This window comes from Algoriphagus aestuariicola (assembly GCF_017254835.1).
GTDB classification, from domain to species: Bacteria; Bacteroidota; Bacteroidia; order Cytophagales; family Cyclobacteriaceae; genus Algoriphagus; species Algoriphagus aestuariicola.
In genome coordinates, this window is record NZ_JAFKCW010000001.1 from 844,557 (window position 1) to 865,795 (window position 21,239).

Annotated in this window: 14 protein-coding genes; 10 read left to right on the top strand and 4 right to left on the bottom strand. The window is 45.9% G+C overall.

Features of this window, described 5'->3' with window-relative positions:
* Nucleotides 1–2 precede the first annotated feature (2 nt).
* Complete coding sequence (locus J0A67_RS03560) at nucleotides 3–956, bottom strand: hypothetical protein (RefSeq protein WP_206567892.1); 954 nt, start codon at nucleotides 954–956, stop codon at nucleotides 3–5.
* Nucleotides 957–1,378: 422 nt separating this feature from the next.
* Here J0A67_RS03560 and J0A67_RS03565 point away from each other — a divergent pair, with 422 nt between their 5' ends.
* The 8 genes from J0A67_RS03565 to J0A67_RS03600 all read left to right on the top strand — a co-directional run bounded on the left by J0A67_RS03565 (nucleotide 1,379) and on the right by J0A67_RS03600 (nucleotide 9,046).
* On the top strand, nucleotides 1,379–2,362 hold the full coding sequence (locus tag J0A67_RS03565; protein WP_206567893.1) for a Gfo/Idh/MocA family protein: 984 nt from the start codon (nucleotides 1,379–1,381) through the stop codon (nucleotides 2,360–2,362).
* 76 nt (nucleotides 2,363–2,438) lie between these two features.
* Nucleotides 2,439–3,131, top strand: coding sequence for an acylneuraminate cytidylyltransferase family protein (locus J0A67_RS03570; RefSeq protein WP_206567894.1), 693 nt, complete (start codon nucleotides 2,439–2,441; stop codon nucleotides 3,129–3,131).
* Nucleotides 3,128–3,925: an SDR family oxidoreductase gene (locus J0A67_RS03575; RefSeq protein ID WP_206567895.1), complete on the top strand. Its 798-nt coding sequence runs from the start codon at nucleotides 3,128–3,130 to the stop codon at nucleotides 3,923–3,925. Before J0A67_RS03570 ends, J0A67_RS03575 begins: the two co-directional genes overlap by 4 nt.
* Nucleotides 3,926–3,935: 10 nt before the next feature.
* Nucleotides 3,936–4,979: an N-acetylneuraminate synthase family protein gene (locus J0A67_RS03580; RefSeq protein ID WP_206567896.1), complete on the top strand. Its 1,044-nt coding sequence runs from the start codon at nucleotides 3,936–3,938 to the stop codon at nucleotides 4,977–4,979.
* 28 nt (nucleotides 4,980–5,007) lie between these two features.
* A complete protein-coding gene (gene neuC, locus J0A67_RS03585) occupies nucleotides 5,008–6,150 on the top strand; it encodes a UDP-N-acetylglucosamine 2-epimerase (protein ID WP_206567897.1) in 1,143 nt (380 codons plus the stop codon).
* Complete coding sequence (locus J0A67_RS03590) at nucleotides 6,113–6,994, top strand: NAD-dependent epimerase/dehydratase family protein (RefSeq protein ID WP_317195041.1); 882 nt, start codon at nucleotides 6,113–6,115, stop codon at nucleotides 6,992–6,994. Before neuC ends, J0A67_RS03590 begins: the two co-directional genes overlap by 38 nt.
* A complete protein-coding gene (locus tag J0A67_RS03595; protein ID WP_206567899.1) occupies nucleotides 6,984–8,045 on the top strand; it encodes a nucleotidyltransferase family protein in 1,062 nt (353 codons plus the stop codon). Before J0A67_RS03590 ends, J0A67_RS03595 begins: the two co-directional genes overlap by 11 nt.
* 8 nt (nucleotides 8,046–8,053) lie before the next feature.
* Entirely contained in the window at nucleotides 8,054–9,046 is a 993-nt protein-coding gene (locus tag J0A67_RS03600; protein ID WP_206567900.1) for a GDP-mannose 4,6-dehydratase, read from the top strand.
* Nucleotides 9,047–9,194: 148 nt separating this feature from the next.
* Here J0A67_RS03600 and J0A67_RS03605 read toward each other — a convergent pair whose 3' ends face one another.
* The 3 genes from J0A67_RS03605 to J0A67_RS03615 all read right to left on the bottom strand — a co-directional run bounded on the left by J0A67_RS03605 (nucleotide 9,195) and on the right by J0A67_RS03615 (nucleotide 18,862).
* Nucleotides 9,195–10,163: an MraY family glycosyltransferase gene (locus J0A67_RS03605; protein ID WP_206567901.1), complete on the bottom strand. Its 969-nt coding sequence runs from the start codon at nucleotides 10,161–10,163 to the stop codon at nucleotides 9,195–9,197.
* 213 nt (nucleotides 10,164–10,376) lie between these two features.
* Nucleotides 10,377–11,552, bottom strand: coding sequence for a dTDP-4-amino-4,6-dideoxygalactose transaminase (rffA, locus tag J0A67_RS03610; RefSeq protein ID WP_241265054.1), 1,176 nt, complete (start codon nucleotides 11,550–11,552; stop codon nucleotides 10,377–10,379).
* 164 nt (nucleotides 11,553–11,716) lie between these two features.
* The gene (locus tag J0A67_RS03615) at nucleotides 11,717–18,862 is read right to left on the bottom strand and encodes a PKD domain-containing protein (RefSeq protein ID WP_206567902.1); all 7,146 of its coding nucleotides are present in this window, start codon (nucleotides 18,860–18,862) and stop codon (nucleotides 11,717–11,719) included.
* Between the two features lie 476 nt (nucleotides 18,863–19,338).
* Between J0A67_RS03615 and J0A67_RS03620 the strand changes: the two genes are divergently transcribed.
* Together J0A67_RS03620 and J0A67_RS03625 are read left to right on the top strand one after the other, a co-directional pair.
* Entirely contained in the window at nucleotides 19,339–20,289 is a 951-nt protein-coding gene (locus tag J0A67_RS03620) for a polysaccharide biosynthesis protein (RefSeq protein ID WP_206567903.1), read from the top strand.
* A gap of 6 nt (nucleotides 20,290–20,295) precedes the next feature.
* Nucleotides 20,296–20,970 carry a nucleotidyltransferase family protein gene (locus J0A67_RS03625; protein WP_206567904.1) on the top strand — a complete coding sequence of 225 codons (675 nt, stop codon included), beginning with the start codon at nucleotides 20,296–20,298 and terminating at the stop codon, nucleotides 20,968–20,970.
* Nucleotides 20,971–21,239 lie beyond the last annotated feature (269 nt).

The window sequence follows — 21,239 nt, forward strand, 5'->3', positions numbered from 1 at the left end:
GGTCAGAAGAATGTTTCCAACCAGGTCCGGGTGTTTCCAATCAAGTGTATATAAGCGAATATCCCATAGATAGATAGCGCAGTCAACACGATTTGGTTTATGAAGTCAACTTGGGCTTTGCCTTCTCGGCTTTTTAACAATAGGTCCATACCTAAGATCCCGAGGATAAATGCTGGTGCTAGCCACCGAATTTCTATATAGGAAATAATGATGGCCGAGAAGACAAGCATTTGGAGAAGTTGACCGAATCCAATTAGCCTTATAGCCTGGTTTTCTTTTGTAGGAGTAATGAACATGAGAAATGGAAAAAAAATCACAAGGCCGACTTGTCTAAAACCGGAGTAAATTAAGTATAGGAAATCCTTCCAAAATTCTTTCCAAGTGAAGCTGATATCGAAAACGAGAGAATCGAATGTGCTGGAAGGCAAAGAATCTTTTCCGTTTTTTTCCAAGTAAGAACGAGTTTCCTCCCAGCTTACGTGGGAAAGCTCGGGGATTATTCCCTGAGTAGCATAGAGCTGAGAGAGGTATTGACGTTGGGGCCAAGTAATTCCATTTTGTTTAGCCATTTCTTTGTTGTCGAAGCTCAGGCTGCCGTGGTGTGCTATTGATGGGATATTGAGCACAATCCAAAACGCCACACTCCCGATCACAAGTCCCGCTTCCTTTGGTCTGAATTTGCTGGAGTTGAAAATGAAAAGTGTCATGCAGGCGATCAGGGGCAAATAAACGACAGCCATTTCTCTCGTGAAAAAAGCGGAAACCAAACAAAACCAGGCAAATCCCGAAATGCGGTCACTTTGTCTGGAAATAAAAAGAACCACTTCAGAGAAAAAGACGACCAAAAAACAGACGAACAAATTGTCGTTCGTTCCTAAAAAAAATGAACCGGAAGCAAGGTAGAAAAGGAGATGGGTGACGATGGTGTTGCCTCCAAGCTGGTGTTTTCGTTTCAAGAATAATAGGATGAAAATCGTGCCCAAAAGACTCAAAATCCTCAGGGAAAGGTAACTGGGCATAAAGAACGTTAGAGGAAACACTAAAAAAGCGTGCGGAATTGAAAAATTTCCAGATTGAAGTAGCCAATAAAATCCCCTATCTCTGGCCTCGTCTAAATACTGCGCCATTAAGCCCTCATCTCCCATTCCAGGTTCAAGAAAGACCATCCAATACAAAATCCCCAGCGAGGAATAGACCAGAATCGGCAGTCGAAAAAGAAAAGGGGAAATCTTAAGGCGGGAAAGCATCGGTAATTTCATGTAAAATTTTGTCCACCGGTGGACTGAATCAGCTTAGACTTCAAAGATGAAAATTGAACATTTGTCCGATCTAAGCGCTACAAATCTCCTTCAAATTTTCGTTTGAACAAATTAGAGTTTTGAAATCAAAACATAAAATCCTTGTATGTGGCGTTGGATCAATTGGATCTCGCCACATTTCCAACCTTCTTACTCTCGGAGAAGACATCCTTTCTCTGGTTACAAAAAGAAAAGAGTTCCCAGAAAATTGGCCCAGACTGGAGGTTTTTGAAAGCCTTACAGATGCGTTGGATGGGCGAAATTACTCCCACGCGCTCATCTGTACCCCAACCTCCCAGCACCGAGAAGAGTTGTCAGCACTCATTGAAGCGGGGGTTGCCAATATCTATCTTGAAAAACCGGTCGGCCACAGTATCGATGGCTTTGAAGTGCTTCTTCGGCGAATAGGTGAAGGGCAAAGGATCATTGTTGGATATGATTTGAGATTTGACCCCGGACTAAACTTTGTGCGGGAGTTGATTGCCTCAGGACGATTTGGGCGGATACTGGCGGCTAATGCATTCGTCGGCCAATACCTTCCCAATTGGCGGCCTCACGAAGATTACAGGAAAGGTAGCAGTGCGCTAAAAGCAAAAGGTGGGGGAGTTTTGCTGGATCTTGTCCATGAGTTTGATTACCTGTATTGGTTGCTTGGTCGGGCTAACGCCGTTGGTGCCTTCTACCAACAAAATCCGGAACTGGACATCGAAACCGAAGATCTTGCAGATGTTCTGATAAAGTTTGATTCGGGGGCGACTGCAACGGTACATTTGGACTATCACCAGCGGATTCTGGAACGGTTTTGCGTAGTAACATGCACTCGAGGGTCAATCCGATGGGATCTCGCCCAAAGAAAAGTCGCTTGGGTAGAACACTCGGGTGAAGTCGGAGAACTGGATTTTTCCGAAGCTGAGCGCAATGAAAGGTTTGTCTCGATCATGAGTGCGTTTTTATCAGGTGTCAGTGACGAGAGGATGGCATCCTTTGAGGATGGGATCGCCAGTTTAAAAATGGTTTTGGCTGCAAAGAAGTCTTCAGAATCCCATACTTTTGTCGCATTGTAAATTTTCCTATCGAAGAGGTGATAGACACGGAATTTGCAATCAGACCAAAACTGAAAAAAGGCCGATATCCTAGTTCATGATTTTAGCTACCATTTGCTGCAGGGGAGGATCCAAGGGAGTTCCCGACAAAAATATTAGACCTCTCAATGGAGTCCCGCTCATTGATCATACGATTCGGCAGGCCCAGACTAGTGAACTGATTGATGATTTGATCATCTCCACAGATGATGAGCGCATAGCAAAAATCGCATTGGAGGCGGGGGCCAAGGTGCCTTTCATCCGTCCGGCCGAATTGGCTTCAGATAGTTCCAGCAAATGGCCCGTCTTTGTCCATGCCTTGGAATTCTACGAAAAGGAATTGGGAGTGACCGTCGAATATTTGGTCGATTTGGATGTGACTGTGCCGCTAAAAACGGCGAATGACATTGACGGTGCCATAGGTTTGGCGCTGGATAATCCAGATACTGAAGTGGTGATCACCGGGTACGAGCCGGAGCGAAATCCCTATTTCAATATGATGGAGATTCGCAAGGATGGCTTGGCGGAGCTCGTAAAACAATCCGAAACTCCCATCGTGAGGCGACAAGATGCTCCTCAGGTCTATAGCTTGTCCCCGGCTGCATTTGTCATCAAGCGATCCGCGCTCTATTCCTATCCCCATTGGAGCAAGGCTCCCTGCATGATCTACCCCATGCCCAGGGAAAGGGCTCTTGACATCGATACTGCTTTGGATTTTGACTTGATTGAATTTTTATTGAACCGAAAATGAACCAAGATTTATTTGACTTGACCGGAAGGGTGGCATTGATCACCGGAGGTGCAGGTCTTTTGGGCCCCCAGATGGCTAGCGCACTTCTTCAAAAAGGGGCTAGGGTAATTTTGGCCGATCTTTCCCTGGAAAAATGCCGAGCCGAAATTGAAAAGATGACGGTGGCTCCCGACCGTTTGGAGGGAATTTGCCTTGACGTCGCTTCCTCGCGGTCATGGGGAGATGCCCTAGGACAAATCGAAGCCAGCCATGGGAAAATCGATATTCTGATCAATGGTGCCGCAAGTACCAACCAATCCAAAACCGCCAATTTTGAAGCCGGATTTGAGGATTTTCCAGAGGAAGATTGGGATCGAATCATGGACATCAATCTCAAAGGAGTCTTTTTGGGCTGCCAGGTCATAGGGAAACACATGCTGCAAAATGGCGGGGGTAGTATCATCAATATCGCCAGCCTTTATGGAGTGGTAAGCCCAAACCACCGAATTTACCCGGGTACGGGGATTTTTCAGCCTGTTGCATACAGTGTTAGCAAGCATGCCGTGGTCGCCCTCACCAAATACTTGGGGACACTCTGGGCAGACAAGAAAATCCGAGTCAATGCACTTACCCCTGGTGGGGTTTGGAACGGACACGAGGGCTTGTTTTACGAAAGATACAAGCAATTGAACCCATCCGGTGATATGGCAGATAAGGCGGATATGAACGGAGGAGTAGTTTTTTTGGCATCTGACGCATCCCGACACGTAGTAGGACATAATTTGATTATTGACGGCGGGTATTCCGTCTGGTGAAAAAATGATTATGAAAAATCCATATATAGAAATTGCCGGGCGCAAAATTGGCTACTACTTTCCCCCTTTGGTGATAGCCGAAATCGGAATCAACCATGGCGGCTCACTTGCCGTCGCAAAAGAGATGGTTGATGCCGCAAAAAGAGCTGGAGTGGAGATGGTCAAACATCAAACCCACATCGTGGACGATGAAATGAGTCGTGCAGCCAAGAATACCGTTCCGGCGCATACTAAAGAGAGCATTTACGAAATTATGCAATCCTGTGCTTTGTCTGAGGAGGATGAGCTGCAGCTCAAAAAATATGTGGAGGGGCATGGGATGATTTTTATCAGTACTCCATTCTCAAGGGCCGCGGCAGATCGGTTGATCGCCTGGGATGTACCAGCCTTCAAAATCGGATCAGGCGAATGCAATAATCATCCCCTGCTAGAGCATATAGCATCTTTTGGAAAGCCGATGATATTGAGCACCGGCATGAATGATTTGGAAAGCGTTGCCAAAGCAGTGAAAATTCTGGAAAAGCATGGTGTTCCTTTCGCATTGCTGCATACGACAAATTTGTATCCAACACCAAATCACCTTGTAAGGCTGGGTGCGATGCAGCAGCTCCAGCAGGCTTTTCCTCAGGCAGTGGTTGGGCTGAGCGATCACACCTTGAGTAACCTTGCATGCTTTGGAGCAGTTGCCCTTGGTGCCTCGATTTTGGAAAGACATTTTACGGATCACATGGACAGAGTCGGTCCTGACATCATTTGCTCGATGGATGAGCAGGCCTGCGGGGAATTGATAGAAGGAGCGAGAGTGTTACAGCTCCAGCGTGGTGGGGAGAAAAAACCAGTCGCGGAAGAGCAGGCCACCATCGATTTTGCATTTGCCACGGTGTGTACGATCCGCTCCATCAAGGAGGGGGAGGTATTTTCCAAAGACAACATTTGGGTGAAGCGGCCAGGTAAAGGGGGGATTTTGGCTGAGCATTTTGAATCCATACTAGGTAGGAAGGCAAAGGTAGACTTGGAGTTTGATATTCAGGTTCTTTGGGATCACATTCAGTAACTGATTATTAATTGTAAATAGATATTTGATGAAAGTATTTGTACTCATAGAGCGCAGAGCAGATTACAGCAGGTACAAGCCGATTCTAGAAAAGATGAAGGCTGATCCTTTTTTTGAAATTCATCTGGTAGTAACAGGGATTTGTCTTTTGGATCTGCATGGAAAAGACGTCAACTACATCGAAGATGACGGCTTCACCATCAATGCCAAAATCCCAATGTTTGACTCCAATGCTCCGGATTCCGGTGCGGAGATGGTTCGCTCTATGGCAAGAGTGCTCACGGATGTAACTTTTGAATTAGAAAAATCCAAGCCTGATTTAGTGCTTTCAGGCTTCGACATAGGGGGCAATTTTGCTGTGACCATTGCAGCTGCCCACATGAATATTCCAGTAGCACACATCCAAGGAGGTGAAGTGACAGGCAGCATTGATGAAGCAATTCGCCATGCGATGTCCAAATTTTCCCACATCCATTTTCCTGCGACCGAGGATGCCAGAGATCGACTTGTGAGACTTGGAGAAAATCCCAAAGATATCTACGTTGTAGGTTGTCCTTCCATCGATGTTTTGGTCAATACACCTTCCTTGGACGCTAAAGAGTTGGAAATTGAGTTTGATCTGGATTTTTCAAAGCCTTTTGTCTTGGTTATCCAGCATCCAGTGACCACTGAGGCGATGTCCTCCATTGATCAAATAAGGGAGACCATGAAAGCACTGCAGCAAATTGACGCACAGGTCGTATTTCTTCTTCCAAACAATGACGCGGGGCATTCCAAGATCATCGAGGAAATAAAGGCATCGGGTTTTAAATGGATTCCTTCTTTGCCTACGCTGAAGTTCGTCAATTTGTATAGAAATGCATGGGCGTTGGTAGGAAACTCCAGCTCTGGAATCCATGAAACGCCGACGCTGAAGATCCCTGCCGTCAACATCGGAAACAGGCAAATGGGGAGAGAGCGTGCTGCCAATGTAATCGACGTCACCAATGACGCTTCCGAGATCGAAAAAGCGATTAATAAAGCGTTGTTCGACGGAGATTTCCGTAAGATGGTCAGCGAAATCAGGAATCCTTATGGCGACGGGAATTCCGCTGACCAAATCGTTCAAACACTAAAAAATCTGGATTTAGCCCGTGTTAGCATTCAGAAAATCTTTTACGAAGGAAAGTAAATTGCTTCTTTTAGGGGGTAGTGGGTATATTGGAACCCACCTTTCCCGCAAGTTGAAGTCAAATGGGTTTTCGAAAGTGTTTGTGGGATCCCGTAATTCTTCGGGTACCGGCGGGGTAGGGCTGGACATCACTGATGTCTCATCTGTTCGGCAAATCAAGGCGGGCAACTTCGATTTCATAGTCAATCTAACTGGTCAGATTTCCCGCCCGATAGATGCATGTCTAAACCAAAACACGCTGGGAATTCAAAACCTAATCGCTGCCTGCGGGGAGCACAGCACTTTGGTACATCTTTCCAGTGTAGGGGTATATGGATCTGGCGAAAGCGTGGATGAATCCTCTCCCTGCAATCCCGAAACCCCCTATTCCGCGCTAAAACTGGCTGCGGAAAACTTGCTGGTGAATGGTCTGGACCAACATCAGCGGTTGATAGTTAGGCTTTCAAACATTTACGGTTCCTCTCAGCCAAAAGGGGTTTTTGCTTATCTGAAGAAATCCGCTCTTTCGGATGCCTTCCTTGAGTTTAACAATGACGGGACGTTGGTGAGGTCTTTCCTTCATGTCGAGGACTTGGTATCCGGACTGCTGGCACTTCTTGAAAAAAACGAGGAGATCCAGTCACCAATCGTAAATATTGTCGGGAAGGATCGGTATACTGTAACTCAACTTATCGAATTATTCGAAGGGAAATTCCATGTAAGCTACCGCAAGCAATTTGATCCCATAAAACCCTATGACAATATGTTGTCGATCTCTGACCGGATTTTTAGACAGATGACCGATTTTAAGGAACAATATTCCTTGGACACCTACATTGACGAATTGGTAGATCATGCTAATTGATAAAAACAAGATAAAAGAATATACCGCTCAATCTGACAACACGGTGCGAGAGGCCATGAGACAAATAGAAGGAAACAAAAAAGGCCTTTTGTTTGTCTTGGACAAGGACGGTAGGCTGGTGGGTTCCATAAGTGATGGTGATATCAGGAGAGGAATACTGAATGGATCCCAACTTGAAGATCCTATCCACACGGTGATGAACGAAAGTCCCTTTTTTATTACCGTAATCGAACAGGCCTCGGTTGACCTTAAATTTTTCGAAGAAAAAGGATATAGAATGATTCCAGTCTGTGGAGCCGATGGCAAGATATTGCAGTTGCTTAGTGCAGATCCCGAAAAAAGCTTTGCCTCGATCGAAAATCCAGTGGTGTTGATGGTGGGGGGAAGAGGCATACGACTTGAGCCACTCACCCAGAACATCCCTAAACCTTTGCTAAAGGTGGGCAATAAGCCGATTTTGCAGACAATATTAGAAAGACTCCATCTTTTCGGGTTTAGAAACGTTTTTCTTTGCACTAATTATCTCTCGGACCATATCGAGAAATTTTGCGGGGATGGATCAAGATTTGGCCTCAAGATCCAATATTTCAAGGAGGAAACTAAGTTGGGGACCATCGGAGCAGTGAAGTACTTGGAGGAGGATCTCAACCTGCCCTTTCTGGTGATGAATGGGGATTTATTGACATCTCTGAACTATAAGACGGTTTTGGATTTTCATTTGGAAAATCAAGCAGAACTGACCATTGGAAGCGCTTCCTATAAAACCAAAGTACCTTATGGCGTATTGGAAACCGACGGCCATCAGGTGGTGTCGATACTCGAAAAACCGACTTATTCCTTCCGGATCAGTGGAGGGATCTATGCCCTTAGCCCTTCAGCATTGGAGCTGATCCCAAGAGGAAACTTCTTTGATATCACCGATCTAATGGAAGGACTCCTAAGGAAAAAAAGGAGTGTTGTAGCCTTCCCCATCGAGGAATATTGGCTGGATATCGGACAACATCAAGACTACGAAAAAGCCAACATCGACTATAAAGATCTTTTCAATTAGAATCTGACATGAATTATCAAGGTAAAAAAGTACTAGTAACCGGTGCCGGTGGGTTTATTGGAAGCCATCTTACAGAGGAGCTCGTGAGGGCAGGAGCGGAAGTGACTGCATTGGTCCACTATAATTCCAATTCCAATGTCTCCAACCTCGCCTATTTAGATTCGCCGCTACTTGCATCCGTTCAAGTAGTGTTTGGCGATATTCAGGATACTTTTTTGATGAGTCGACTGTCAGAGGGGAAAGATGTCGTGTTTCACCTGGCTGCGCTCATTGGAATACCGTACTCCTATGTGGCCCCATCCGCCTATGTAGCCGCAAACATCACTGGGACACTGAATATGCTGGAAGCTGCTAGATCTCACAAAGTCGGCAAATTGGTCGTGACCTCTACTTCGGAAACCTATGGGACCGCTCTTTATGCACCAATTGACGAAAAGCATCCGATGCAGGGCCAATCTCCCTACTCGGCCACCAAGATTGGAGCCGACAAGATAGCCGAGTCGTACTTTCTTTCTTTCGAGCTCCCCGTTTGTATTTTCCGCCCATTCAATACTTTCGGCCCAAGACAATCTACCCGTGCGGTAATACCTACTATTATTTCGCAAGTCCTGAGTGAATCAAAGGAAATTCGGTTGGGATCCTTGGATCCGGTCAGGGACATGTTGTTTGTAAAAGATACCGCGAGAGGCTTTATGCTGGCAGGTTTGTCCGACAAATCTTCCGGCGAAGTGATAAGCGTCGGGACTGGTAGGGGCGTAACGATTGGGGAAATTGTGGATATGATCCAACAAATCTGCGGAACCAATAAGGCTGTAATAGCACAAAACGAACGAATCAGACCGGAGAAGAGTGAGGTGATGAAGTTAATATGTGATTACTCAAAAGCGAAGCAACTTTTGGGCTGGGAACCCGCCTACTCTTTGGAGCAAGGACTTAATGAAGCCATTGAATTCATGAAGGTCAATAAGCCTTCATGGGATGCGGTTAACTACGCGATTTGACTTTCATGGAAAGAAAAAAAGGTGGCTTCCCAATATTCAAATCATAGGCTTGAGAAGTGAGTAGTTGAGATTGAACTCAAATTACTACCCGAAAGAGAGGCTGTCTCCAAACGAGACAGCCTCTTTTTTTACCTGAAAATGTTAGGATTCAATTTTGGTAGACTTCATATTTCTTTATCAGTGGGATTTTTATACTCGAATAAACCACTGCGGTTAGTACTAAAATACCAAATCCAAAGAGATCTTCTGGAATTGCTTGTGGGTAGATAAACAGGAAAAAATTGAGCCCAAATTGGAGGATTGAGTAAATCAAGGCAATCGTAACATGATCTATCCCCACCTGATTTGCCAGAATTTGGTAAAGATGAGTGCGGTGGGGAAGCGCTACATTCTCTCTTCGAAAGAGTCGATGGGCAAATGTAATCAAGCTATCCGCCCCATAGATTAGCAGGAAAAGAACAATAGTCCAAGTATGGGCGGAGAGGTACCACTGCACCAGAAAGTAGATTATTAGATAGGCCAGCGAAATGCTTCCAATATCGCCGGCGAACATCTTTGCATCCTTGCGGAAATTAAATACCAGAAATACACAAAGCGCCAATATCACATATCTAATTAGACTTTCGGAAAAAATAGGCATATAGATATTTACAGCAAGGAGAGACCCAAGAAAGACCAATCCATATAGACCGGTGATTCCATTGATTCCGTCCATGAAGTTAATCGCGTTGATGACTCCCAAGGCGACAAAATACAAAACGGGCAGCGCCCACCACGACTCCTGGTCAAACACCCCCAAATCATAAAATGCCATCGAAAGGCCTAAGAACTGTATGCCTAGCCGAAGCTTTCTCGAAATGGTGTAGATATCATCCAAAAAACTTACCACAGAAATCCAAACAATGCCCAAGACCATCCAGGTATTTTGGAAGTCATAAGACATCCACCAAAACACCACTGCCAAAGGAAAAAGAATACCCCCACCTCTGATGGTCGTCGCCGAATGAGACGAACGGGAATTGGGCTTGTCCACTATTCCAAACTGTCTTGCCAACCGATAGTAGATCAGACCTGCAAGTAGCAAAGAGAGGAATACGATGGTGTAGCTAAGGATCATTAGCGGTTGAAGAAGTGTTGGTAATTCCCTTTTTGATTAAATCTTCAGGGTAAGAGTTATGTTTTCTTTGGAACTGCTGGTTTCAAAAATAGGCCTAATTCACAGATTTCATATTAGTGGAGATTCAGTTTTAGTAATAGAAAACGTAAATCTGCGGTGGAATACCCGATTTGCATATGAATCTAGGCGGACTTCTCGCGATTTTAAAAGAGATCAGATACAGGAACTTGAAACTTCTGGTAGTTCGTAGAAAAAAGGAAGACGAAGCAGAGTGTCTGCAAAGATTTCCGCATTAGGGAGGGGAGTATTATCGATTCCTTGGTACGCTTTGATGAACTCACTTTGGTGGAGTGCTTGGTAGTGAAACACGGACAAAATACCCTTGCTTTTCAAGCTTTCCGAGAATTTGGTACGAGATTCCAGACTTGGAAAAAGCATATAAAACATATGGTAATTTCCAGGATCCTTTTGAAGGACGATTGGAGAGAATTCTTCCTGTATTTTGTCAAGCTCGTTTCTTAGGAGCTCTAGGTAGGGCAGGTGTTGAATTTTAGGTATATAGCTTCTATCAAGGGAAGCGAGAAATCCGGAATAGTCGTGCCATATTTGGCTGCGACGGCTTTGGATCCTCTGTAGGTTCTCGAGTTGGGCCCAGAGAAAGGCTGCCGTTACCTCGGAGGGCAGGAAACTGCTACCCAGATCTACCCAGCCGTATTTGTTTACTTCTCCCCTGAAAAAAGCGGCTCTATCAGTTCCTTTTTCCCAGATGATTTCCGCCCTTTTTTTTAGCCCAGGATCATTGATAGTCAGCATCCCACCCTCGCCGCACTGCAGGTTTTTAGTCTCATGAAAGCTGAAAGTCCCCAAATGTCCGACACCCCCTAGAGCTTTTCCCTGAAATGAAATGTCGATCGCCTGTGCCGCGTCCTCGACTACTTTGATACTAAAGCGATTGGCTAAGTCCATTACTTTCGCCATGTCCACCGGAACTCCGGCATAGTGAACTACTACAATTGCCTTTGTTTTTGGGGAGATCAGCGACTCAATCTTATCCACGTCCATTCCAGGATGATCTTCTAGGCTATCCAAAAAAACTATTTTTGCTCCCCGAAGTACGAAGGCGTTAGCAGAGGAAACAAAAGTATAGCTAGGGACGATTACTTCGTCTCCAGATTTGATGTCTAGGAGGATTGCCGCCATTTCGAGCGCATCGGTACAAGATGAGGTCAGGAGACATTTGTTGAATCCGAAATTCTCCTCGAAAAATTGTTGACATTTTTTGGTAAAATACCCGTTGCCGGAGATTTTTCCCATTTTGACGGCTTTTTCAATGTAAGAAAGCTCATTTCCAGTCAAATAAGGTTTATTAAAGGGAACGTTGATAGTCAAGCAGATTAGGTTTAGTCTTGAACGAAAGATTTTTTGCACAATATTAACTGATCCCAGGCGATTTCTCGAATTTGATATGCCGAGATATTACTCCTTGATACAACACGGTCATTCCAATGAGATGCAGGATAATTCATCTGGCAACTAAGAATTGTCTTGGAGCCCTAGCGGATTAAGACAAAGGTCCCCGCCTTTTCGATGTTCTCACCTGACTTGGTACTAAATACGACTTTGTAAACGTAGTTGTCAGGCGGAGCAGGCTTCCCATTGATATTGCCGTCCCATCCTTGGCTTTCAAGCGACTGGGTGCTAAACAGCAATTCACCCCAAGCAGAAAACACGTAAAATTCCATTTTAACTATACCCCTGTGTTGAGGCACGAAATATTGATTTTTTGTGCCGCTTGGGGTGAATGCGTTAGGAACCATCAGCAAATAGTCGTCCTTTGCTTGGATTGTCTTTTGTATTTCTGCAACACATCCAAACTCATCAATAGTCGTCAGTTTGACTATATAGGTCCCGGTTTGTATATATTCGTGGCTTGGGTTTTGGCTGGAGCTGGAGGTGCCATCTCCAAAGTCCCAATTCCACACGAGAATTTTACCTTGGGATTGATCATAGAACACGACGTCTTCAAGGATCTGAACATCGGAATCGGAGACTATTACCCCGCCTCCAAGGTCAGCTTCATAGCGGAATTCAGGAATAAGCTCGGCGTCGGAGACTATCACCCGAATACTCTGTTCTCTATTCCAGCAGCCTAAGCCTTTATATGCGCTGGAAACTTTATAGTCACCTGTCAGATTAACTTTCTCGCTTTCCGGCAAGGTCATGGCCGAACCGTTAGGGCTGATGATCTTATAGTCGAAGACTGAGGGGTTGAATCCTTCGATAAACTGCGTCAAATCCACCGTTTGGTTCGGATCGCATACAATCGAAGGATTGGATACTTTCAGATTTGGAATGGAATAAACGCTTGCCTTGACTTCCAGCAATTCAGGAGGACAGATGTTGTCCCCGGATATTTCTAAGTAATACAAGTAAGGATTTGGACTCGCAGGCAAGCCTGAAATGGAAAGTGTTCCGTTCGATGCTATCCTATAGGTGACGCTGCCTTCGGTTTGTCCGTTCAAAATAGGCCGTGTGCCGCTTGTGTCCTTGAACCAACTCCAAACAGGAGAGACACCAGTTTGACTCGTGTAAGGAACCAGCTCAATAACGCTACCAAAACATACTTCTACGTCGTTTGCTGAAATCGGCGTCGATGTGCCGGTAAGTTGAAGTAGTGGGGTGCTTACTTTGCAGAAATCGTCCGTTATTTCCAGTTCATAGTCTCCAGCTGGAAGCTGATCAAAAAGGAAATTCGTTCCATCGATTGTTTCAGTCCTGAAGACTTCATCCTCCTTTTTCAAGTTCAAAGTATAGGTATCGCCATGTCCGCCAGAGAAGGTAAAACCAAGTTGGCCGTCAGAATTGTCGCAGGATGGATTTACGATTTGCGAGTTTTGCACAACGAGAGCGGCATCTGGAGAAAGGACTTCAATATTTGAGAGAGACGTCACACACCCTCCGCTTTGGGCATAAGCCGTGTAAATGCCCGGTTGTACCTCAAATTCCCCTGAGCTTTGGAAATTGAGCCCATCGAGGCTAAACAAATAGCTGCCGTCACCTGACGATGCGGTAAGTGTGATTGTTCCCAAATCGCCAAAGCATGCCACTGGGTCAACCTTTGATGATAGGATGGGCGCCTGCTTGACGGTTACTTTTGGACTTGCTGTGAAACCTGGACATACACCTACTCCTGAAACAGCCGAATAATAGGTTTGCGTACCGTCGCTAGATTTTAGCCCACTGACCGTAAGCACTCCCTGGGTATCAATCTGATAGATTTTGCCGTCGGAGGTGGGGTCGGGAGAAGAGATGATCGGCTGTGACTTGTTGGCATCGAAATACCAGGAAATGAGAGCTCCCGGAGTTGCAGGTTCCAGCTCGGGGATTATTTCGGCTACTTCGCCTTCGCAAATCTCCAAATCTTTAACGTCTATTCGGGTTGGTCCAGGTAACAGCGTGACAAGAGAGGAACTGATGCTGCAACCTTTCTGGTCGACGACTTCAACTGTGAAGTCTCCGGGAGAGAGGTCCCCAAAAGAGAATTTTCCGTCTTCACTGCTCAGTGTCGTCAATTTTGTATTCCCCTCCAACAAGCTGATTTCGTACCCTGGCCAACCACCCGAAATCTCGCCTTCTATTTTGCCATTTTGAGCCCCACATCCTGGATCTAATGGTGAGATGTCATTGATGCTCAAGGGAGATGGAGCTTTTAGGATTTCCACTTCCACTGGTGCTGTTGGACAGCCAACCCCATCCCGGGTGACCACTATAGAATACTTGCCTGGCTCAAAAAGCTGGGCTTCCAGTATTGCTTGGGTAGTCTCAGGGTTTCCGTCTACGCTATACCTTAGATTAGGCTCAGCCCCTTCGACGATTTTGATTTTTCCGTCCGCAGCGTCGAAGCAGGTTTCAGAAAGTGCGCTAAACTCAACCTTTGGAATGGGAAAAATTTCGACTTTAGAGGAGAGCTCCACTCCGGTACACTCCACGTAGAAGTAATAATTGTGAACGCCGACTGGCAGACCATCTACTAAGAGTTTTGGGTTGAGCCAATCCGAGTCGTCTATGGTGTAAACAACTCCAAGTTTCAATGGATCTGGACCGTTTTGAATTGGATCAACTTGGTTTGGCTTCTTGTACCAGCGAACCTCTGTAAAGGCTGCCGGCGGCAAGTTCGGGGAGGGCTGCAAATGGACAGGGCGAATTTCAACTTGACTACCTTCACACACATCCATTGTTGGCACTAGCGTGTACTCTGGATCAGACAAGACCCCCAGATTGAACTGGAATATTTCGGTGCAGCCTTTTTGATCCGTCACGGAAAGGAAATAATCTCCAGGGAAGAGATTGCTTGCTCCTTTTTCATCCCCCGCTACAACTGATCCGGAAGGAGATCCCTGTGTCCACTTGATGGTATATCCTCCCCACCCCCCGGTAATGACAAGGTTTTCAAACCCACCATTCCCCAAGCCGCAGGACGCCCGAATTTGGTCGGGAACATTTGTTGAAATTGGCTCCGAAGAACCGGCTACAGTACCTGAACTTGAAAAACCACATCCATTTTGACTGCGCACCTCGACCGTGTATGTTCCCGGTGCTAGGCTGGAGAAAAGTCGATTTGAGGTGAAAGTCCCTCCATTCAAACTGTACTCATAGCTGCCGTCCGCTCCGGTTGCTATGACCTCGATGTTTCCGTCCTGCGCACCAAAACAGGTTTCATCGGAAATTGCCAAGGTTGCTTTCAATGGCTCATAGACCTTGATTTTTGCGGGATATGCTGGACGGGGACAAAGATTAGGGCCAGAAACCACCATATAAACCAGCTGATCACCAACAGGCAAGCCTTGGATCTTTAGCGAGCCAGCAGCAGCGTCAACTGTGTAGGTAACGCCACTAGGGTTGGGGGTACTGGTAGTTTTGATTTCCTGGGTAGCAGCGGCGTCCTTATACCAGGTCAGTTCAAAAGTTCCTGCAGTTGTAACCAAAGGTGTGATGGTTGCCTCGTCGCCCGCACATATTTCCAAATCATCAATGGTAACCGAAATAGGATCAAGTGGCTCATTGGATAGAACTATCGGGGAGCTGGTCAGCGCTTGACAAGATTTGGAGTCGATGATTTCAACGACGTAGTTGCCTGGCCCAAGCGATTGCACGGTATAGGCTCCTCCTGTTTCAGAATAGTTGAATTCGTCGATGGGCCTACTGTCGATCAAAACCGAATAAGCAGGAGTTCCTCCCGTGATTGTGAAAGAAATGAAACCGTTGTCTGAGTCACAGGTAGGATTTTGTTGATCAAGTACTTCGACTCCGAGTAGCGCCGGTTCAGCAATTTCAACCGATTCGGATACCGTTTCACAGTTGCTGATCTTGTTCACCACACTGATCTCATAGGTGCCCGCAGGCAAATTTTCAAAGATGTTAGAATCTTGAGGGGCTGAAACGCCCACCAACTCAAAGCTATGAGCAGCTGGATCAAAGGCAGGATCCAAAATCACCTCCAAACGACCATCTTGTTGCTGAAAGCAGCTGGCGTTAAGTTTACCTATATTTGCGATGATTGGCAGCGGTGTTACCGTAATAGCGACAACCTGGTCGGGTTGATTACAGGTATTGGCCCCTGATATGCTCAACGTGAAGTCATAGACACCGGCTGAGAGACCCTGAACGAGCAGCTCCATAGGTGTTGCAGGATTTCCGTCATCAACAAAAGAGTAGGTGACGCCACCGATAGTAGTATTGCTGCTGATCGCAACTCCATCGTGGTTTTTCCATGAGAAAGTGGGCTCAGAGTTGCTTAGTTCTACTATTAGGGGCTGAAGGCTGGCAACCCCACCCTCGCAAATTATAACATCGACTACTTCAAATTCAGGAGCTGCTTGGACTGACAAAGACACTGGAGAGGAGGTTAATAAGCACTCATTCGCATCCTTGACATTAAATGTATAGTCTCCTTCGATCAGATTTGTGAATACAAAATCACCCGCAGTTCGGGTGAAACTTGGTGAAGGCACCAATACGCCATTTCGCTCAAGCGAGACAAAAGAATAGGGAGCTGTACCCTCCGAGGCTCGCCAGTGTATCGAGCCGCTATCCGAAATCCCACAGGAGATGCCATTGGATTCTACAAGCGCAAGGTCGAGTTCAGAAGTTGGTCCCGTAATCGTAGCAACGTCTGTCAGAAGACATAACGCAGCAGATCTTACTTCTATATCGTAGACGCCCTGAGGTAGGAGGGAGAAGATTGCTTGTCCACCGGCTATGGAGCCTGGGGCAATAGAAACTCCGGTTGTCTGGTTGATAAGGTTAAAAGAGTAGGAGGTAGGACCATCGCCGCCTGATGCGTTGAGGATGATTTGCCCACCACTGCCAAAGCAGGATTCAGGCGTCACCACGACGGAAGTGAGCTGTAAGGGACTCTGATTGGGAAGTATGGTGAAGGGCATCTCATGACGATAGAGCGGAGTCCCGTCACTGCCGGGTTGTCCGGAACGATATTCGTCTCCGATCAAAAGCACATATTCTCCGGCCTCAAGCCCCGTGTACATGATTTCGCTTTGCCCTTGAGCCAGAAAGGTCCAGTCTTCAACAAGTTCGCCTGCGGAGGTGACTATTTTCCACTTTTCATTTCCTGGAGAACCGTCGGAGGCGACACCGGAAATCGCCAGGTCATTGATCTTTACTTCTATTGAGCCTAGGCCGGAACAAGTTTCCGGTTCAGGTGATTGCTGGAAATTTGGCCCTAAATCTCCGACCAGCTCTACAACTACTTGGTTGGACTCCCCATAGCAACCCTGAGGAAGGGTGACGGAGATGGAATATTCTCCTGCCTGAGTTGCTAAATAGAATATTCCGGTTGCGCCGGCGATAGCAGTCCCATCTCTAAACCACTGATAGTTATTATTGGTATCTGTGATGCTGGCATTGAGCAATACGCGGATTTTGGAGGTTTCCTGTTGCTCCCAAACCAAAGGATCCAAGGTTGTAATCACAGGGACAGGCTGTGGCAGAATATTAATGGTGATTTCCTCTGGTTCAGAAATCTGGCCAAAATTGTCAGTGGCTGTATAGAAGATGGAAGTTTGTCCAAAATATCCCGGCTCAGGAACAAACCTCACCTTCGGTACTTCCACTCCGCCTATAAGCTCAACATAAACCTCAAATTCCCCGGCTTCCTTGGTTGGATCGGTCGAATCATAGGCGGTTCTTTGGGTTCTTTCTGGAAGACAAAGCACATCCACACAGTTACCTGTTGGACAAAGGCTGTTTACATCATTGGAGGGAGGAAAGGGGATAGAAGTGCCACCTGCGGTGATGACATCAATTGCCTCTTGTTCGGAATAATAAAGTTGGATACACCGGATAAACGCATTGTTTACGTCATTTCTTAATTCGACATCCAAGTCGAACGTTTTGGTTTCATCCGCACAGACCTCCTCACTTATTGGACCCACTAGTGGCTTTTCTAGTTCGTCCTCGTTGGAAACTTGTACAGTGACATTGCGGATTTCGTGAAAATTGGTCTGAGCGCCAGTCGAAGCGGCAAAGCCTACTTTTAATAGTTCAGGCGCTGCAAAATCGAAATTTATCGGGCCGTCAAATACATTGATAAGCTTTATGACCCCGCCAACGTTGACCAGCATTTGAACCTCAACTGTATATCCTTTGCTTCGGTCATTGACATCGATAGGGTTTAGGTCAATAAAGACCTTTCTAAACCCCTCGTCCAGGCACGCATCTGCGAACGCATCGGTATCGAGTGTCATTTTTTCGCTATGCAGATATTGGCTCACATCAACCAGATCCGGCGGATTGGTACTAATGGTTGGAGTTTGAACGGGGTCAAAAATTCTGCCATCAATAAATTTATAGGAATCCCATCTTGGTCCCGAGCCCGGCGTTCCTGACATCCAAGCGTTTTCCCTGTCACGATCGCTCAGTGGAATAGCTGGGTTACCATCGGAAGGTCCCCTGACTACTACAGAATGCTTGAATAGCGGCCTGTTTGTCCCATCGGGGCCATCTGAGGGATCTTCCATCCCTCCATTTTTTCCGTTAAACGAGTTCCCAAAATTGCCCAGCTCATCAAAGCCAATCCCCAAATATGCACCTTTCAACCCAGGACTGATCAAATTCTCTTCATCAAAGCGGGCCCTCGTCGCAGTATAGCCCAGTGCACCACCCGTACCGCCAATCTCAAACGTAGTGGCGTCAATCGAGCCATCAAACATAAAGAAGCTAAACCCATCCGCTCCGTCACCTCCCCAGCTAGAAAACTCAAAAGAAACTTTTAGACCGAAAGCCGATGAAAAAGGAATATCCACGAATACATAGCCATTCTCGTCTGTTGCGTTGGATGTTAGTTGGAGTGAGTTTCCGGTAAGCTTGACGTTGGGATTAGGTGCCCCACCGGCAAGGGTTCCATCCCAGATGGCGTTTGGCCGGGGGTCAAAGCCAATGAATGTCTCGCAAAATGGAAATCCGGTTCGGATAGGAACTACTTCTGCCGTATTTGTAAACCTGAAAACACTCTCGTTTTTTACTGTGTCCAAAGAATTTTCTGGCGCCGCTTCGGAGAAAATGGAGATATGGTCAGCAAAAAGATGCTGACTCAACTTGGGGTTTTCCGCAAAGATGAATTGATACACCCCAAGGAATAAGGCAAGGGCGATACTAGTACCTATATATGTCTTTGCCTTCATGCGAAAATAGTGGGGTACTGCTGTTCTCCAAAATGGCGAGTTGTTTTTTTCGACCTTTAGCAAGTTCAAAAATAGAACCAGATTAAGAGGAAACCTTGTAAACTAGCCAGAAAAGTGAGAATAATTCAAGATGGGACTAAAATGAACCAATCCTAATCTGCACTAGATCACCAATTCTGGGGCTCTGAATGGGTTTTCCTTCAGATCGGAAGATGCCGGGAATGCTGGTCTGCAAACTAAGGTGAGTTGCATGTGTCGGGTTGGGTTCGTTATGCCCGTTTTTTCGTTAGCTATTTGGTCGATACGGCTTGAAAACAAACGCTTAATCGCGAAAATTAATACGGAAAGGAAGCCGGGAAATTCCAAAATGAAGGCAGCATGGAAACTTGGCGAGGGGAAAAAGAATTGGCATGTAGAAACTGAAAGTTCACATGATTAATTAGATTTGCGCACGAAAAAATACACGAGTTACATAGATGAAAACAATTTTGATTACTGGCGGAACAGGGTTTTTAGGCAGAAATCTTGCTCTCAAGCTTAAAAACGAATATAAAGTAATTTTAACCGGAAGAAACAACAAGCAAAATCTTTTTGCCTCCAAATACACCGGATGCCAAGTGGCGCCTCTAGATATCTGTAGCATAGAGTCCGTCAGAGATGTATTTGTAGAATTCAAGCCAGACATTGTCATCCATGCAGCTGCTACAAAATTTGTGGACCTTTCGGAGAAATATCCCATGGAATGCGTGGATGTTAACGTATTGGGCTCACAGAATGTCGCCAGGGTCGCAGTTGAAAGAGAAATACCAGTTGTAATAGGGATTTCAACCGATAAGGCCGCTCCTCCTGTCAGGAACATTTACGGAATGTCCAAAAGTGTCATGGAGCGGATATTCTGTGCTATGAACGGAAAGACCAAAACCAAATTTGCTGCTGTCCGATATGGCAACGTTGCTTGGTCTACCGGGTCTGTGCTAACAATCTGGAAAAAGATGCATGAAGAAACCGGTGTATTGGGCACCACTGGGCCGGAGATGCGACGTTTCTTTTTTAGCGTCGAGGAGGCAGCACAACTGGTGATCACCGCGATGAATTCCATCGATTTGATTCAGGGGAAAGTCCTCTCAAGGCATATGAAGGCTGCCCAAATGGAGGATATCTTGCAAGTTTGGGTTGAAGAAAAGGGTGGAAAATGGGAGAAAATCGATGGCCGACCAGGTGAGAGAAATGATGAGTTTCTTATCGGGGATCTTGAGCTACCTTATACCGAAGAACTTACCCTTGATGGGATCAAACATTATCTGATTTCCTTCAATGACAAAGTAGCAAATCCGGTGTCGTTCGGACTTTCTTCGGCAAATACTGACCGACTTAGCAGGGAAGAAATCCTAACGATAATTAATAATCCTCCCATTGAGGAAAAATAATCTCTCATGGGCACAATCCAGCACGCACTCATTATGGCCGCCGGCCGCGGAACAAGAATGTTTCCGCTGACCCAGGTAATCCCCAAACCAATGGCCCCACTTTGGGGATCCACACTCATTGCCCATGGAATCGAAAAATTGTTGCCGCATATTCCTAATCTTCATATCACAGTAGGATACAAAGGGGCCGAACTCGCCAAGCACGTAATCGAACTTGGAGTGCATTCCGTCTTCAACACCGAGGGAAAAGGTAACGCTTGGTGGATTTTCAATACCTTGATGAACAGACTGGATGAACCCGTACTCGTTTTGACTTCAGACAATGTCACAGACCTGAATATTGACATGATATTTGCCGAATATGTGCGACTAGGATCACCAGCCTGCATGGTTGTGCCGGTGGAGCCGATTGAAGGATTGGTTGGCGATTTCATCCATCAGCACCACAATATGGTCGAAAAATTGGATCGCAATGATCCAGCGCCCACCTACTGTTCTGGAATACAGGTGATCAATCCCTCCAAAGTAAACCAGATTGTTGATGCAGTTGAAGATTTTGGGGACCTTTGGTTTCAGTTGATTGGCCAAAAACAACTGTTTAGTTCCTCTGTTCTGCCTGACAAGTGGTTTACCGTCGACACGCTAGAGCAACTTTCGAAGATGAACGATTCGAAAGTTTAGTTACACCAAACTTTGTCGCTTCTAAAAAGAAAAGGCCTCCGGAATCCGGAGGCCTTTTGGTTTTTGGCTCTCGCCTGATTTAAAACTTAACACTAGTCAAAGTTGGGTGAAAAAAAGTGGCAAAAAAATACCCTGTACAGGGTATTTTTTAGTGTTTTCCCTGAATAAGGGACGGTTTTTTTGAAATTTTTGTGAAAAAAATCCGTTTCGGAGCAGGACTTCTGCAAAAAAATCAATTTTGAATACTGTCCGTATCAGCAGTTCGCAGC